Origin of the sequence: Streptomyces ziwulingensis (assembly GCF_039542605.1) — a bacterium.
Taxonomy (GTDB): domain Bacteria; phylum Actinomycetota; class Actinomycetes; order Streptomycetales; family Streptomycetaceae; genus Streptomyces; species Streptomyces ziwulingensis.
This window is the reverse complement of the sequence record NZ_BAABIG010000010.1, coordinates 80,341-94,302: the sequence shown is the minus strand read 5'-3', so window position 1 is coordinate 94,302 and position 13,962 is coordinate 80,341. Positions and strand designations below refer to the sequence as shown.

Below are 13,962 nucleotides of genomic sequence, written 5' to 3'. Positions count from 1 at the left end.
CTCACCCCCGCGTGAGAGCCGGCGCTCCGCTCTCGCCCGGGTAGCGGACGCCGACGCGGTCCCGGATCGCGTCGAGCGTCCGCATCACGGCCAGAGTGCCGTCCAGCGGCACCAGCGGAGACTCGGTCTCCCCGGCCCGCACCGCCCGCATCACCTCCCGGGCCTCGTGCTTGAGGCTGGCCCGCGGGCCGTCCGCCGGGTCGGCCGCGTACCGCTCGGGGTCGCGGCCGTCCCGGTGCACCACGAAGTGGTCCGGGAAGAAGAAGCCGTACGGCACGTCGATCCGGCCCTTCGAGCCGGTGATCGTCGCGGAGTTGGCCGTACCGCCGACGATGGAGCAGTGCACCGAGGCGAGCGCGCCGCTCTCCCAGGAGAGCAGGGCGCCGGTCTGGAGGTCGACGCCCTCCTCCGAGAGCACCGCCCGCGCCGTGACGTCCGCCGGCTCCCCGAGCAGCAACTGCGTGAACGACACCGGGTACACCCCGAGATCGAGCAGCGCGCCGCCGCCCTGCGCCGGGTCCCGCAGCCGGTGCGCCGGCGGGAAGGGCCCCGCCAGGCCGAAGTCGGCCTGCACGGTCCGCAGCTCACCTATCGCGCCGCCGTCGACCAGCTCCTTGAGCCGCCGCACCAGCGGGTTGCAGTACATCCACATCGCCTCCATCAGGAAGACCCCGCGGCGGCGGGCGAGGGCGACCAGTTCCGCCGCCTCGCGCGCGTTCAGCGTGAACGGCTTCTCGCACAGCACGTTCCGGCCCGCCTCCAGGCAGAGACCGGCGGCGGCCCGGTGCGCCGAGTGCGGAGTGGCGACGTACACCACGTCCACGTCCTCGTCGCGCGCCAGCGACTCCCAGTCGCCGTAGGCGCGCTCGATGCCGAACCGCTCAGCGAACGCCTTCGCCGACGCCTCCGTACGCGAGGCCACCGCCACGACCTCCGCGTCCGGCAGATCCACCAGATCCGCCGTGAACGTCGCCGCCATCCCGCCGGTCGCCAGGATTCCCCAGCGCACCTTCGCTCCCGTCACGCCTGCCACACCCTCACTCGCGCCCGCACCGGCTGTACGTACCAGCCGTACGTACAGAATTGTCTTACTAGTACTCCGCTCGGGCTGAGAGCATAGGCGCCGGATCTGAAGAAGAGGGAGGGCCACATGCCCGAGCGCGGGGCATCGACACCGCACACACCACCGGCGGCCGTACCCGGAAAGGGACCGGCCCTGACCGGAACGGGACCGGCCGCCCCGCCCGGCAGCGGCACCCGCCGGGTCCGCCGCACCGGCCTGCTGGTCACCCTCGTCCTCGGCGGACTGACGGCCACGCCGCCGCTGGCGATGGACATGTACCTCCCCGCGCTGCCGGAGGTCACCGGCGCGCTGCACGCCTCCGCCGCCACCGTGCAGCTCACCCTCACCGCCTGTCTGACCGGCATGGCCCTCGGCCAGCTCGTCGTCGGACCGATGAGCGACCGGCTGGGCCGCCGCCGCCCCCTGCTCGCCGGTCTCGCCGTGTACGTCCTCGCCACCGCGCTGTGCGCGCTCGCGCCCACCGTCGAACTCCTCGTCGCCTGCCGGCTGGCGCAGGGCCTGGCGGGCGCCGCCGGGATCGTCATCGCCCGCGCCGTCGTCCGGGACCTGTACGACGGCGTCGCCATGGCCCGTTTCTTCTCCACCCTCATGCTCATCTCCGGTGTCGCCCCGGTCGTCGCGCCCCTCATCGGCGGGCAGATCCTGCGGCTGACCGACTGGCGGGGCGTGTTCGCCGTCCTCGCCGTCGTCGGGGCGGTGCTCGCCGCGGTCGTCTGGGCCCGGCTGCCCGAGACCCTGCCGCCCGCCGAACGCCACGCCGGCGGCGTCGGCGCGGCCCTTCGCTCGATGCGCGCCCTGCTCGCCGACCGGATCTTCTCCGGCTACGTCCTCGCCGGCGGCTTCGCCTTCGCCTCGCTGTTCGCCTACATCTCCGCCTCGCCGTTCGTCGTCCAGGAGATCTACGGCGCCTCCCCGCAGACGTTCAGCCTGCTCTTCGGCCTCAACTCGGTCGGTCTGGTCCTGGTCGGCCAGCTCAACGGCAAGATCCTGGTCGGCCGCATCCCGCTGGAACGAGTGCTCGCCGCGGGGCTGGTGACCGTCGCCGCCGCCGCGAGCGCGCTCCTGGTGATGACCCTCGGCGTCTTCGGCGAGCCCGGACTCGGGCCGGTCGCCGCCGCGCTGTTCGTGCTGATGTCCGCGATGGGCGTCACCCTGCCCAACACCCAGACCCTCGCCCTGCTGCGGGTCAGGGAGGCCGCCGGATCGGCCTCCGCCCTGCTGGGCACGTCCTCCTTCCTCATCGGGGCGATCGCCTCGCCGCTGGTCGGCGTCGCCGGGGAGGACACCGCCGTCCCGATGGCCGTCGTCCAACTGGGCGCGGCACTGGTGGCGCTGGCCTGCTTCGTGGGAATGTGCCGTCCTTGGAGCGGCGGCGAGGCCCGCGCGGGCGCGGAAGGGGAAGAGCACTGAGCGCGCCGAGACTGCGCAGCGGCACCCCGGAACGGGCCGGACTCGACCCGGGCCAGCTCCGGCATCTCGTCCGGGAGGTCCACTCCCTCACCGCCGGGGAGCGCCCCTGGGCCGCGGGGGCCGTGGTGGCCGTCGGACGCGGCCCGGTGCTCGCCGTCGAGGAGCCGGCGGGCTGGGCCGTCCGGTACGCGTCGTACGACGTCCGCTCCGCGCGGGGCGTCCCGCTGCCGCCGCCCTCCCTGGTGCCGGTGACCTCCGGCACACCCTTCGACCTCGCCTCCCTCACCAAGCTGTTCACCTCGGTCGCCGCCGTGCAGCAGATCGAACGGGGCACGCTCGGCATCGACGCCGAGGTCGGCGCGTACCTGCCGGACTTCCGCGCCGCCGCCGCGCACCGCGTCACCGTGCGCCAACTGCTCACCCACACCTCCGGGCTGCGGCCCGAGGTCCCGCTGTACGACTGCGCCGACCACGCCGAGCGGATGGCCCGGCTGCACGCCGAGCCGCCGGTCGGGGTGCCCGGCACGTACTGCTACTCCGACGTCAACATGCTGCTCCTCCAGCACGTCCTGGAGCGGATCACCGGCCGGCCGCTCGACGTCCTCGTCCACGAGGGCATCACCCGGCCGCTGGGCATGACGGCCACCTGCTTCGGGCCGTGCCCGGGGGCGGCGGCCACCGAGGACCAGCGCAGACCGTGGGCCAAGGCCGACCGGGGGATGCTGCGCGGGGTCGTCCACGACGAGAACGCGTGGGCGCTGGGCGGGGTGGCCGGCCACGCCGGGCTGTTCTCCACCGCGCGGGACCTGGCGGTGTTCTGCCGGGCGCTGCTGGCCGGCGGCTCCTACGGGCCGGCCCGCATACTCGGCCCCGACTTCGTGGAACTGCTGCTGACCCCGCCGGGCCTCGGCTTCGCCCTGGACCAGCCGTGGTTCATGGGCGAGCTGGCGGGGCGCGGGGCGGCCGGGCACACCGGCTTCACCGGCACCTCGCTCGTCCTCGACCGGGCGACGGACACGTTCGTGGTCCTGCTCGCCAACACCGTCCACCCGTGCCGCCGCCCACCGGACAGCAGACCACGCGCGGCGGTGGCCACGCGGGTGGCGCGGGCGGTCCGGGGGGTACGCGGGCGGGAGATGCCCGGGGCCTGAGGGTCACGGGGCCTGTGGGGCACGGGAGGCCGGAGGGTCACGGGGGCGCGAAGGGCGCCGGAGGCCGGAGGGCACGGGGCGTGAGGGTGAGGCGCACGCCGGTACGCGGGCGGCGGTGCGCCCCCGCCGCCCTCGTAGAATCACCGGGTGAACGCCCCCGCCCCCGCCTTCTCCGCCGACACCCTGCGCGCCGCCCTCGACGGGCTGCTGGACGGGCTGCCCTCCCGGCAGGCCACGCAGGCCGTGGAGCGGCTGATCGCCAGCTACCGGGGCGACACCCCGACCGACGCCCCGATCCTGCGGGACCGCGCGGACGTGGTCGCCTACGCCGCCTACCGGATGCCCGCGACCTTCGAGGCGGTGCGCTCCGCGCTGGCGGCCTTCGCCGGGGCCGTACCCGACTGGACGCCCGCCACCCACCTCGACATCGGCGGCGGCACCGGCGCGGCGACCTGGGCGGTCGGCGCCACCTGGGACGGCCCGCGCGCCTCGACCGTGCTCGACTGGGCGGAGCCCGCCCTCGCGCTCGGCCGGGAGATCGCCGCCGCCGAACCGGCCCTCACCGGCGTCCGCTGGCAGCGCGCCCGGATCGGGGCCGCGCCCACCCTGGAGAGCACCGACCTCGTCACCGTCTCCTACGTGCTCAACGAACTGACCGCCGCCGACCGCGCCGCCCTGGTCGAGGCCGCCGCGAGCGCCGCGCGGGCCGTGCTGATCGTCGAGCCGGGCACCCCCGACGGGTACGCCCGCGTCATCGAGGCCCGCGACCGCCTCGTCGCGGCCGGCTTCCGGATCGCCGCGCCCTGCCCGCACAGCGCCGCCTGCCCCATCGTCCCCGGCACCGACTGGTGCCACTTCTCCGCCCGGGTCAGCCGCTCCTCCCTGCACCGCCGGATCAAGGGCGGCTCCCTCGCCTGGGAGGACGAGAAGTTCAGTTACGTCGCCGCCACCCGCCTCCCGGCCGCCCCGGCCGCCGCCCGCGTGGTCCGGCGCCCGCAGCTCCGCAAGGGCCAGGTCCTGCTCGACCTGTGCGAGACCGAACCGGCCCTGCGCCGCGCCACGGTCACCAAACGCCACGGTGACCTGTACCGGGCCGCCCGCGACGCGGACTGGGGCGACCCGTGGCCGCCCGCGGACACGGGGCAGTAGTCACCGGAAAACCCCCGGACCCTGGCCGGCGGGGCCTGGCCGCACCGGTCCCTGGCCACCGCTGACGAGACGCTCCGTATCGCCAAGCTGGTACATTCGGCCCATGCCCGAACCCAAGCGCCGCAGCGAGAAGTCCCGCAAGGCCATCTACGACGCCGCCCTCGCCCTGGTCGCCGAGATCGGCTACCCGAGGACCACCATCGAGGGCATCGCCGCCCGCGCCGGGGTCGGCAAGCAGACCATCTACCGCTGGTGGAACTCCAAGGCCGACGTCCTGCTCGAAGCCTTCCTCGACCTCGGCGAGCAGGCCGAGCAGGCCGCGCGCGGCGAGGGGGCGGAGCCCCGGCAGTACGCGATCCCCGACACCGGCGACCTCGCCGCCGACCTCAAGGCCGTACTGCGGGCCACCGTCGACGAGTTGCGCGACCCGAAGTTCGAGGCGCCCAGCCGCGCCCTGGCCGCCGAGGGCCTGGTCGACGCGGAACTGGGCCGGGTCTTCGTCGCCAAGCTGCTCGAACCCTCGCTCCAGCTCTACGTCGACCGGCTGCGCGCCGCGCAGAAGGCCGGCCAGGTCCGCCCGGAGATCGACCCGCGGATCGCCCTGGAACTCTTCGTCTCCCCCCTCGCCCAGCGCTGGCTCCAGCACACGGCCCCGTTCTCGTACGCCTACACCGACACCCTCGTCGACTACGCCCTGTACGGTCTCGCTCCGCGTTGACCTGCTGAGACCTACTAAGACCTGCTGACCTGTGGAATTTGTCCCTTCATGGCCCCTTCGGGACCTCTTCGCGGCCCTGCGGCGCGGATCGGTGCGACCATAGGGCATGCTGGATCGCACGACGGCGAGGCGAGGGGATAGATGAGCGCGGAGTTCGGCGGCAGGACCGGCCGGCAGGGCAGAATCTCCCAGTGGCTGCGCGGACGCCGCCCGAGACAGGCCGCCGCCGACGGTGACCGCGAACCCCTGCTGCTCGCCGCCGCCGCGGCCGGACTGCCGCTCGCGCCCGCCGCGCACCCGGCCGGCTACCGCTGCTCCTGCGACCGCGTCGGCTGTCCCACCCCGGCCCGGCACCCGGTCTCGTTCGCCTGGCAGACGCAGTCCACCACCGACCGCGCCCAGATCGAGCGCTGGGCCCGCCACCAGCCGCAGGCCAACTTCATCACCGCGACCGGCATGGTGCACGACGTCCTCGACGTCCCCCTCCAGGCCGGCCGCGACGCGTGGCGGCGGCTCACCGCGGCGGGCGTGGACGTCGGGCCGGTCGCCGAGAGCGACGACGGGCGCATGCTGTTCTTCACCCTCACCCGCGGCACGCCCGAGGACGAGGACGAGTGGTGGCCGTGCGAACTGGACTGCCACCCCGAGACCATGGACGAGCATCCCGGCCTGCGCTGGCACTGCCGGGGCTCCTACGTCCTCGTACCGCCCGCCGCGCTCCCCGGCGGCCAGTCCGTGCACTGGGTACGCGGCCCCGAGCACCCGCTGCCCGATCCGCTCACCCTGCTGGAGACGCTGACCGACGAGTGCGCCCGGCACGCCGGCCCGGACCCCGACCACGCGGAGACGGCCTGGCCGCTGCGGCACTGAGCCGGTGACCGGTGGACCGGCCGCGGGCGGTGAGTGGCGGGCCGGGTGGGGCAGGCGGGGTCGGCCGGGGTGCTACGCGCCCTTCGCCGACGTCAGGCCCTGGACCCGGGCCAGTACGGTCACCTGGTCCTCGCCGGAACCCTTCGCCGGGTTCAGGGCGACCTCGTTGGAGACGAACTCCATCGTCAGCGACTGCTTGATCTCGCCGTCCGTCAGCGCCCGCACGTCCTTGTTGGGGGCGGGCACCGAGGCGCTCTGCGCGGCGGTCTGCTTCTCGAAGTGCCGGGTGGTGAAGAAGACCAGCGCCCCGCCGTCCTTGGTGCGCAGCGCCAGTGGTGCGAAGTCACCGCTGGTCAGCGGCTCGTCGATGTACTGCGTGGCCAGTCCCGGACGGGTCGCCTTCGCACGCTGGGCCCGCCAGGCGCTGGTCTGCGCGCCGGGCGCGAAGGTGTCCCCGCCGTCCTGGAGGTAGGTCGCGTACTCCTTGCTCAGCTCGGCCGGGGGAACGGCCAGCCGCTCGGAGTCGGCGGCCACCGCCTCGGCCCAGCCGTCCGAGTCCGTCCTGAACTCCGGTACGTCGTCGGGGGAGAGCAGCGTCAGATAGGCCGCCTGCCAGGTCTCGTCCAGGCCGTCCCGGGTGAAGACCAGCACCCAGCGCAGGTCACCGCCCTTGTTGCCGAGGGCGTCCGCGACGAACCAGCGGGGCCAGCCCGCCTTCTTCGGGATCGTGAACTTCGCGTCCGTCAGCTTCAGCGGCTGGTGGGACGGGTTGCCGTCGGGGTTGTTGGCCCGGCCCGCGGTCAGCCGGGCCGCGTCGATCGCGCCGAGCGCGCCGGTGGTGTAGGCGGCGTCCGCCGAAGCGTCGTACGCCTTGTCGGCCCTGTTGTACGCGGACGTGAACTTCTCCAGCGCCTTCACGGCCTCGGCCCGGGTGGCGGAGGGGAGTATCTCGCGCTCGCCGTGCACCACCACGCAACCGCTCGCCGTGAGGAACAAAGCGGTCACGGAGGCGGCTATCAGCGCGCTCCGGTCAAGCCTGCGGGGCCAACGAGGGCCGCGATCCCTGCTCATCAGGTTCCTTCACCTTCCCCTTCCCGGAGGCGAACCCTACCGGGGCGGGAAGAGGGCCGGGCCTTGGGTCCGGGGAGAGCGGCCACACCGTGACCTGTGGCCGTACCACCGCCGGGCGGCCCGCGTGCGGCGCCGGTGTTTCAATGCCCCTCGTGACTGATTACGACGTGGTGCGCGTCTTCTGCGCACCGAACGGCGGCTACGGCAACGAACTCGGCGTCGTCCGGGAGGGAACCGTGCTGCCCCGGCCGGCGGACCGGCAGGCGCTCGCCGCCGAACTCGGCTTCAGCGAGACCGTGTTCGTCGACGACCCCGAGCGCGGCGTCATCGACATCTACACCCCCACCCTGCGCCTGCCCTTCGCCGGCCACCCCTGCGTCGGCACCGCCTGGCTGCTCGACGTGCCCGAACTCGTCACCCCGGCGGGGGTGGTGGGCGCCCGGCAGGACGGCGAGTTCAGTTGGATCGAGGCACGGGCCGAGTGGGCGCCGCCGCGCACCCTGCGCCGGTACGCCTCGCCCGCCGAGGTGGACGACCTGCCGGTGCCGCCCAAGGGCGAGTGGATCTACGCCTGGGCCTGGGAGGACGAACCGGCCGGGCGGGTGCGCGCCCGTGCCTTCCCCGGCCGCGACGACGGCATCGACGAGGACGAGGCGACGGGCGCCGCGGCCCTGCTGCTCACCGACCGGCTGGGCCGCGCCCTGAACATCACCCAGGGAGCCGGCTCCCAGCTCCTCACCGCACCGCAGCCGCACGGCTGGGTGGAGCTAGGCGGCCGGGTGCACCTGGAACGCTGAGCCGGCGACTCCCGCGACCCCGTGCTACGCGCTGAGCGGGAACTCCTCGCCCAGCGCCCGGAAGACCGCGGTGTTCAGCGCGAACGCCCTCTTGCACTCCGCGACGATCCGCTGCTTCTCCAGGTCGTCCGCGCGGATGCCGTCCAGCAGCTCCCGGTACTCCCGCTTGAAGGCGGCCGGGTTGGAGACGGACTCGAAGACGTAGAAACGGACGCCGTCGCCCTTCTTGGCGAAGCCCCACGCGCGCTCGGCCCGGTCGCGGATTATCTGGCCGCCGGAGAGGTCGCCCAGGTAGCGCGTGTAGTGGTGGGCGACGTAGCCGGCCGGCCACCGCTCGGCGCACTCGCGCACCCGGTCCGCGTACGCCTCGGTGGCGGGCAGCGCGGTGAGGGAGGCCCGCCACCCGGGGCCCCGCAGGTGCTCCAGGTCCCGCTCCAGCGCGCCGAGGCGGTACAGCGCGGGCTGGATGAAGGGGCCCGCCACCGGGTCGGCGGCCAGCGCGGGGGCGGCCGTCTCCAGCGCCTCGTAGACGAACCAGAGCTGCTCGGTGTAGCGGGTGAAGGCGTCGACACCGAGCCGCCCGCCCAGCAGATCGCTCATGAACGTCGAGGTCTCCGCCTCCATGTGCTGCTCGTGGGAGGCGGTGCGGATGAGCGTCGAGAAGGAGTCCATGCGGCCGATCTTCTCTGGTTAGGGTTACCTAAGTCAATGCCTTCCCGACTGATCGTCGGGAAACGTTCCGACAGCCTGTCGGTAAAATTCTACCCCGTTGGGACGCGAAGAACCCGCCCTCCGGGGAGAGCGGGTTCGTCGGACGGTGGGGCCGGGCGGCTCGGCGGTTTCAGGGGAGGGTGAGGATCTCCGCGCCGGTCTCCGTGACCACCAGCGTGTGCTCGAACTGCGCGGTCCGCTTCCGGTCCTTCGTCACGACCGTCCAGCCGTCGTCCCACATGTCGTACTCGTGGGTGCCGAGGGTCAGCATCGGCTCGATCGTGAAGGTCATCCCGGGCCGCAGCAGGGTCGTCGCGTGCGGGCTGTCGTAGTGCGGGATGATCAGGCCGGAGTGGAACGAGGAGTTGATCCCGTGCCCGGTGAAGTCGCGTACCACCCCGTAGCCGAACCGCTTGGCGTAGGACTCGATGACCCGGCCGATGATGTTGACCTGCCGGCCCGGCCTGACCGCCTTGACGGCGCGGGTCAGCGACTCGCGGGTCCGCTCGACCAGCAGCCGGCTCTCCTCGTCCACCTCGCCGACCAGGTAGGTGGCGTTGTTGTCGCCGTGCACCCCGCCGATGTACGCCGTCACGTCCAGGTTGACGATGTCGCCGTCGCGCAGGACGGTCGAGTCGGGGATGCCGTGGCAGATGACCTCGTTGACGGAGGTGCACAGCGACTTGGGAAAGCCGCGGTAGCCCAGCGTCGAGGGGTAGGCGCCGTGGTCGCACATGTACGCGTGCGCCACCCGGTCCAGCTCGTCCGTGGTCACACCCGGCGCGATCAGCTCGGCCGCCGCCGCCATCGCCCGCGCCGCGATCCGCCCCGCCACCCGCATCGCCTCGATCACCTCGGGCGTCTGGACCTCCGGGCCGGTGTACGGCGTCGGGGCCGGCTTGCCCACGTACTCGGGCCGGCGGATGTTTCCGGGTACGGAACGGACGGGGGACAGCTCCCCGGGGACGAGCAGCGACTGGCCAGAAGACATGGGAGCGAGTCTAACCAGCGGGCATAAGAGACCATGTCCCTGGCGAAAGGAGCCGGTCATGGCCCTGTTCAAGAAGCGCACCGTCGGAAAAGCGGGCGAGTGGTACTACTGCCTCGAACACAAGAAGGTCGAGGAGGGGCCGGAGTGCCCCGCCAAGAACCGCTTCGGGCCGTACACCTCCCGCGCGGAGGCCCAGCACGCGATGGAGACCGCCCGCGAGCGCAACCTCGAATGGGAGACCGACCCGAAGTGGCACGACGCCGCGCCGGGACGCGCGGACGACTGACCCCGCCCCCCCCCGCCGCCGCGTACCGCGTTCACCAGCGGGCCGGTGGTGGGGCCGTCAGGGCGTCGGCCAGTCGGGACAGGCGGTCCCGGAACCGTCCCCGGCCCCGCGACGGCGGCCCCGCGGGCTCCCCGGCCGCCGCGCTCACCAGATGCTGCACGGTGTCGAGGTCCAGCTCCGCCCCGGCCGGCACGGTCAGCCGCTCGTGCGCCAGCGCCGCCAGCTCCCGCCCGCCCGCGCCGTCCCCGCCGTCCAGCGCCAGCACCGCCGCCCCCGCGCGCCGGGCGTCGTCCACCCGCTCCAGCAGCGGCGCGCCCGGCTCGCCCGCCGCCACCACCAGCAGCGTCTCCCCGCGCCGGGCCGCCGCCAGCCGCCCCGGGCCCACCGCCAGATGCGCCGGGTCGGTGGGGCGCGCACCGTGCCGCACCAGCGTCGGCGCCAGCTCCGGCGTCCCCGACCAGGCGGCCTCGTCCACCAGGTGCGCCGCCAGATGCCACGGCTCGTACGCGGGGGTGCCCACCAGCAGCAGCCCGCCCCCGTGCGAGACCACCGAGCCCCGCAGCGCCCCCGCGAATCTGCGGGTGGCCCCCAGCCACTCGGTCCCGGCGAGCACTTCGCGCAACAGCGTGACCCGTACGGCGTCCATGCGGCCGCATCCTGCCGCAACCTCTCACTCGTGACCCGCAGTTCACCCCGAATTCGCCCGAACTGGGCATGCGCACCAGCCACCCACCTCACGAAACGCCAGGAGTCGACCCATGACAGCAGCAGGGCCAGGGGCAGGGGCGCGGGAGCGGGCCGCGACCTCCGTACCGTTCCGCGCCGGCCGGGAGGGCTACGCGAGCTTCCGCATCCCGGCGGTCGTCGCCACCGCCGGCGGCACACTGCTCGCCTTCTGCGAGGGCCGGGCCGACGGGCCGGCCGACCACGGCACCATCCGCGTCGTCCTCAAGCGCTCCACCGACGGCGGCCGCACCTGGGGGCCGCTCCAGGTCGCCGCCGAGAACGGCGACGGCCTCGCCGGGAACCCCGCACCGGTCGTCCTCGACACCGGCCGGATCCTGCTCGTGCACGTCCGCAACGCCGCGCACGCCACCGAGGCGGCCATCCGGCGCGGCGAGATCACCGCCAAGGACGGACGCCGGGTGTGGGTGACGCGCAGTGACGACGACGGGCGCACCTGGTCCGCGCCCACGGAGATCACCGCCCGGGTCAAACGGCCGGAATGGCGCTGGTACGCCACCGGCCCCGGCCACGCCCTGCGGCTGCGCACCGGACGCGTCGTCGTCCCCGCCAACCACTCCCTGCCCCCGGCCGGACCGGGCACCGGCGGCGGCCCCGACGGCGGGCACTGCCTGCTCAGCGACGACCGCGGCAAGAGCTGGCGCCTCGGCTACGTCGCCGACGGCGACGGCACCACCTCCCGGGTGGCCGCCAACGAGTCCACCGCCGCCGAACTCCCCGACGGCCGCCTCTACGTCAACGCCCGCACCATGTCGCCCTCCGTCACCGTCCGCGCCGACGCCCGTTCCAAGGACGGCGGACAGACCCTGACCGCGCCCTTCGCGCCGCAGCCCGGCCTGCCGGGCCCGGTCTGCCAGGGCAGCGTCCTCCAGCTCCGCGACCCCGACCTGCTCCTCTTCTCCGGGCCCGCCGAACCCGGCGCCCGCGCCCGGATGACCCTGCGCGTCTCCACCGACGGCGGCACGTCCTGGCGAGTGGCCCAGACCCTCGACGACCGGCCCGCGGCCTACTCCGACCTGGTGCGCGTCGACGCCGGCTCGGTCGGACTGCTGTACGAGACGGGGGACGCGGGCCCGTACGAGACGATCACCTTCCGGCGGCTGTCCTCGGTGTGGCGTACCTGACCCGGTGAGGGTGGCCGCCCGCACGTAGGCTCGGCCCATGACCTCTACCGACAGTGCCGCACAGAAGGCCCCCGCCAAGGACCCCTGGGACCTGCCCGACGTCTCCGGGCTGATCGTCGGCGTCCTCGGCGGGACGGGACCGCAGGGCAAGGGCCTGGCCTACCGCCTCGCGCGGGCCGGGCAGAAGGTGATCGTCGGCTCCCGCGCCGCCGAGCGCGCGGTCTCGGCCGCCGAGGAGATCGGACTCGGCGTCGAGGGCGCCGACAACGCCGAGACCGCCCGGCGCAGCGACATCGTGATCGTCGCCGTGCCCTGGGAAGGCCACGGCGACACCCTGACGTCCCTGCGCGCCGAACTGTCCGGCAAACTCGTCGTCGACTGCGTCAACCCCCTCGGCTTCGACAAGAAGGGCGCCTACGCCCTCACCCCGGAGGAGGGCAGCGCCGCCGAGCAGGCCGCCGCCCTGCTGCCGGACAGCCGGGTCACCGCCGCCTTCCACCACCTCTCCGCCGTCCTGCTGGCCGACCCCGGGGTCGAGGCGATCGACACCGACGTGATGGTGCTCGGCGAGGTCCGCGCCGACGTGGAGATCGTGCAGGCGCTGGCCGGACGCATCACCGGTATGCGCGGTGTCTTCGCCGGGCGGCTGCGCAACGCCCACCAGGTCGAGTCGCTGGTCGCCAACCTGATCTCCGTCAACCGCCGCTACAAGGCGCACGCGGGGCTCCGCGTCACCGACGTGTGAGGCGATGGGGGACACTGGGACGCGTCAGCGATGCCGCCCGTGTCCCCCGACGGGCAGCCCCCTGATGGGCAGCCCTCTGCCGGACAGCCCCCCCGCCAGGCATCCCCCACGACAGGAGCCGACCCCATGCCCCGCCTCGCCCGCTACGCCCTCGCCGTCTGCGTGCTCGCCGTCGTCGCGGCCGTCGTCTCCTTCGTCCAGGGCGTCGTGCTGGTCGGCGTCGTATGGGTGCTGATCGCGGGACTGGCGTCCAACATGACCTGGTACTACCTCCGGCGCGACCGGGCCGCCCGCCGCACCTCCGTCACGGGCTGACCGAGCAGATCCCGGCCGTCTGCCAGAAGCGGTACAGCTCGAAGCCGCAGTACGAGTCGGACTCGTCGATCCCCAGCGCCCGCAGGATCGCGTCGATCACGTCGAAGAACACGCCGTTCAGCGCGGGAATCCACAGCAGCGCGAAGACGAACAGCAGCCCGAACTGCGCGAACGGCTCCACCTGCCGCCGCACCCGGTACGACAGCCACGGCTCGACCACCCCGTAGCCGTCCAGGCCGGGCACCGGCAGGAAGTTCAGGATCGCCGCCGTGACCTGGAGCAGCGCCAGGAAGGCCAGCGCGAACCGGAAGTCGCGCGGCACGCCGTCCAGCGCGTCCAGCCAGAACGGGGCGGTGCACACGACGGCGAACGCCACGTTGGTCAGCGGACCGGCCGCCGAGATCAGGCTGTGCCGCCACCGGCCCCGAATACGGCCGCGCTCGATGAAGACCGCGCCGCCCGGCAGCCCGATCCCACCCATGATCACGAAGAGCACCGGCAGCACGATGCTCAGCAGCGCGTGCGTGTACTTCGTCGGGTTCAGCGTCAGATAGCCCTTCGCGCCGACCGAGATGTCCCCGCTGTGCAGGGCGGTACGGGCGTGCGCGTACTCGTGCAGGCACAGCGAGACGATCCAGGCGGCCGTCACGAACAGGAACACGGCCACGCCCGGCTGCGCGGCGAACCCGGTCCAGGTGGCCCAGCCGGTGACCGCGGCGACGGCGACGATCCCGAGGAAGACGGGACTGACCCGCCGGTCACTTCGGCGGGCGGAGGCGGTGGTCATGGCGCGGGG

Annotated in this window: 16 protein-coding genes and 1 pseudogene; 10 read left to right on the top strand and 7 right to left on the bottom strand. The window is 73.9% G+C overall.

Annotation, left to right across the window (positions count from 1 at the left end; genetic code table 11):
• Position 1: 1 nt before the first annotated feature.
• Complete coding sequence (locus ABEB00_RS05410) at positions 2-1,024, bottom strand: Gfo/Idh/MocA family protein (RefSeq protein ID WP_345617743.1); 1,023 nt, start codon at positions 1,022-1,024, stop codon at positions 2-4.
• Positions 1,025-1,150: 126 nt separating this feature from the next.
• Between ABEB00_RS05410 and ABEB00_RS05405 the strand changes: the two genes are divergently transcribed.
• The 5 genes from ABEB00_RS05405 to ABEB00_RS05385 all read left to right on the top strand — a co-directional run bounded on the left by ABEB00_RS05405 (position 1,151) and on the right by ABEB00_RS05385 (position 6,382).
• Positions 1,151-2,494 (top strand): multidrug effflux MFS transporter, encoded by a 1,344-nt coding sequence (locus tag ABEB00_RS05405; protein ID WP_345617742.1) that lies wholly within the window; start codon positions 1,151-1,153, stop codon positions 2,492-2,494.
• Positions 2,437-3,645: a serine hydrolase domain-containing protein gene (locus ABEB00_RS05400; RefSeq protein ID WP_345617741.1), complete on the top strand. Its 1,209-nt coding sequence runs from the start codon at positions 2,437-2,439 to the stop codon at positions 3,643-3,645. The genes ABEB00_RS05405 and ABEB00_RS05400 overlap by 58 nt, the downstream gene beginning before the upstream one ends.
• Before the next feature lie 147 nt (positions 3,646-3,792).
• Positions 3,793-4,794 carry a small ribosomal subunit Rsm22 family protein gene (locus tag ABEB00_RS05395; protein WP_345617740.1) on the top strand — a complete coding sequence of 334 codons (1,002 nt, stop codon included), beginning with the start codon at positions 3,793-3,795 and terminating at the stop codon, positions 4,792-4,794.
• Between the two features lie 103 nt (positions 4,795-4,897).
• The gene (locus ABEB00_RS05390; protein ID WP_345617739.1) at positions 4,898-5,512 is read left to right on the top strand and encodes a TetR/AcrR family transcriptional regulator; all 615 of its coding nucleotides are present in this window, start codon (positions 4,898-4,900) and stop codon (positions 5,510-5,512) included.
• A gap of 141 nt (positions 5,513-5,653) precedes the next feature.
• Positions 5,654-6,382 (top strand): bifunctional DNA primase/polymerase, encoded by a 729-nt coding sequence (locus tag ABEB00_RS05385; protein ID WP_345617738.1) that lies wholly within the window; start codon positions 5,654-5,656, stop codon positions 6,380-6,382.
• Between the two features lie 72 nt (positions 6,383-6,454).
• Here the strand turns inward: ABEB00_RS05385 and ABEB00_RS05380 are convergent, their stop codons facing one another.
• Together ABEB00_RS05380 and ABEB00_RS36030 are read right to left on the bottom strand one after the other, a co-directional pair.
• On the bottom strand, positions 6,455-7,453 hold the full coding sequence (locus tag ABEB00_RS05380) for an SCO2278 family lipoprotein (protein WP_345617737.1): 999 nt from the start codon (positions 7,451-7,453) through the stop codon (positions 6,455-6,457).
• Positions 7,413-7,550: pseudogene (locus tag ABEB00_RS36030) on the bottom strand (iron transporter); the annotation flags it as partial. The pseudogene ABEB00_RS36030 and the gene ABEB00_RS05380, both read right to left, overlap by 41 nt.
• 55 nt (positions 7,551-7,605) lie before the next feature.
• On the opposite strand from ABEB00_RS36030, the gene ABEB00_RS05375 reads away from it, so the two are divergent.
• Positions 7,606-8,250, top strand: a complete 645-nt coding sequence (locus ABEB00_RS05375) for a PhzF family phenazine biosynthesis protein (protein ID WP_345617736.1) — start codon at positions 7,606-7,608, stop codon at positions 8,248-8,250.
• A gap of 24 nt (positions 8,251-8,274) precedes the next feature.
• Here the strand turns inward: ABEB00_RS05375 and ABEB00_RS05370 are convergent, their stop codons facing one another.
• A complete protein-coding gene (locus ABEB00_RS05370) occupies positions 8,275-8,922 on the bottom strand; it encodes a biliverdin-producing heme oxygenase (protein WP_345617735.1) in 648 nt (215 codons plus the stop codon).
• 169 nt (positions 8,923-9,091) lie between these two features.
• Positions 9,092-9,952, bottom strand: coding sequence for a type I methionyl aminopeptidase (gene map, locus ABEB00_RS05365; RefSeq protein WP_345617734.1), 861 nt, complete (start codon positions 9,950-9,952; stop codon positions 9,092-9,094).
• A 58-nt stretch (positions 9,953-10,010) separates the two neighbouring features.
• On the opposite strand from map, the gene ABEB00_RS05360 reads away from it, so the two are divergent.
• Positions 10,011-10,238 carry a hypothetical protein gene (locus ABEB00_RS05360; protein WP_345617733.1) on the top strand — a complete coding sequence of 76 codons (228 nt, stop codon included), beginning with the start codon at positions 10,011-10,013 and terminating at the stop codon, positions 10,236-10,238.
• Between the two features lie 31 nt (positions 10,239-10,269).
• Here ABEB00_RS05360 and ABEB00_RS05355 read toward each other — a convergent pair whose 3' ends face one another.
• The gene (locus tag ABEB00_RS05355) at positions 10,270-10,884 is read right to left on the bottom strand and encodes a hypothetical protein (protein WP_345617732.1); all 615 of its coding nucleotides are present in this window, start codon (positions 10,882-10,884) and stop codon (positions 10,270-10,272) included.
• A 112-nt stretch (positions 10,885-10,996) separates the two neighbouring features.
• On the opposite strand from ABEB00_RS05355, the gene ABEB00_RS05350 reads away from it, so the two are divergent.
• From ABEB00_RS05350 to ABEB00_RS05340, 3 genes are all read left to right on the top strand, one after another.
• A complete protein-coding gene (locus tag ABEB00_RS05350) occupies positions 10,997-12,106 on the top strand; it encodes a sialidase family protein (protein WP_345617731.1) in 1,110 nt (369 codons plus the stop codon).
• A gap of 37 nt (positions 12,107-12,143) precedes the next feature.
• Positions 12,144-12,851: an NADPH-dependent F420 reductase gene (gene npdG / locus ABEB00_RS05345; RefSeq protein WP_345617730.1), complete on the top strand. Its 708-nt coding sequence runs from the start codon at positions 12,144-12,146 to the stop codon at positions 12,849-12,851.
• A gap of 126 nt (positions 12,852-12,977) precedes the next feature.
• Positions 12,978-13,166, top strand: coding sequence for a hypothetical protein (locus ABEB00_RS05340; RefSeq protein WP_345617729.1), 189 nt, complete (start codon positions 12,978-12,980; stop codon positions 13,164-13,166).
• Here ABEB00_RS05340 and ABEB00_RS05335 read toward each other — a convergent pair.
• A complete protein-coding gene (locus tag ABEB00_RS05335; RefSeq protein WP_345617728.1) occupies positions 13,156-13,953 on the bottom strand; it encodes a site-2 protease family protein in 798 nt (265 codons plus the stop codon). The genes ABEB00_RS05340 and ABEB00_RS05335 overlap by 11 nt on opposite strands.
• Between the last annotated feature and the right edge of the window lie 9 nt (positions 13,954-13,962).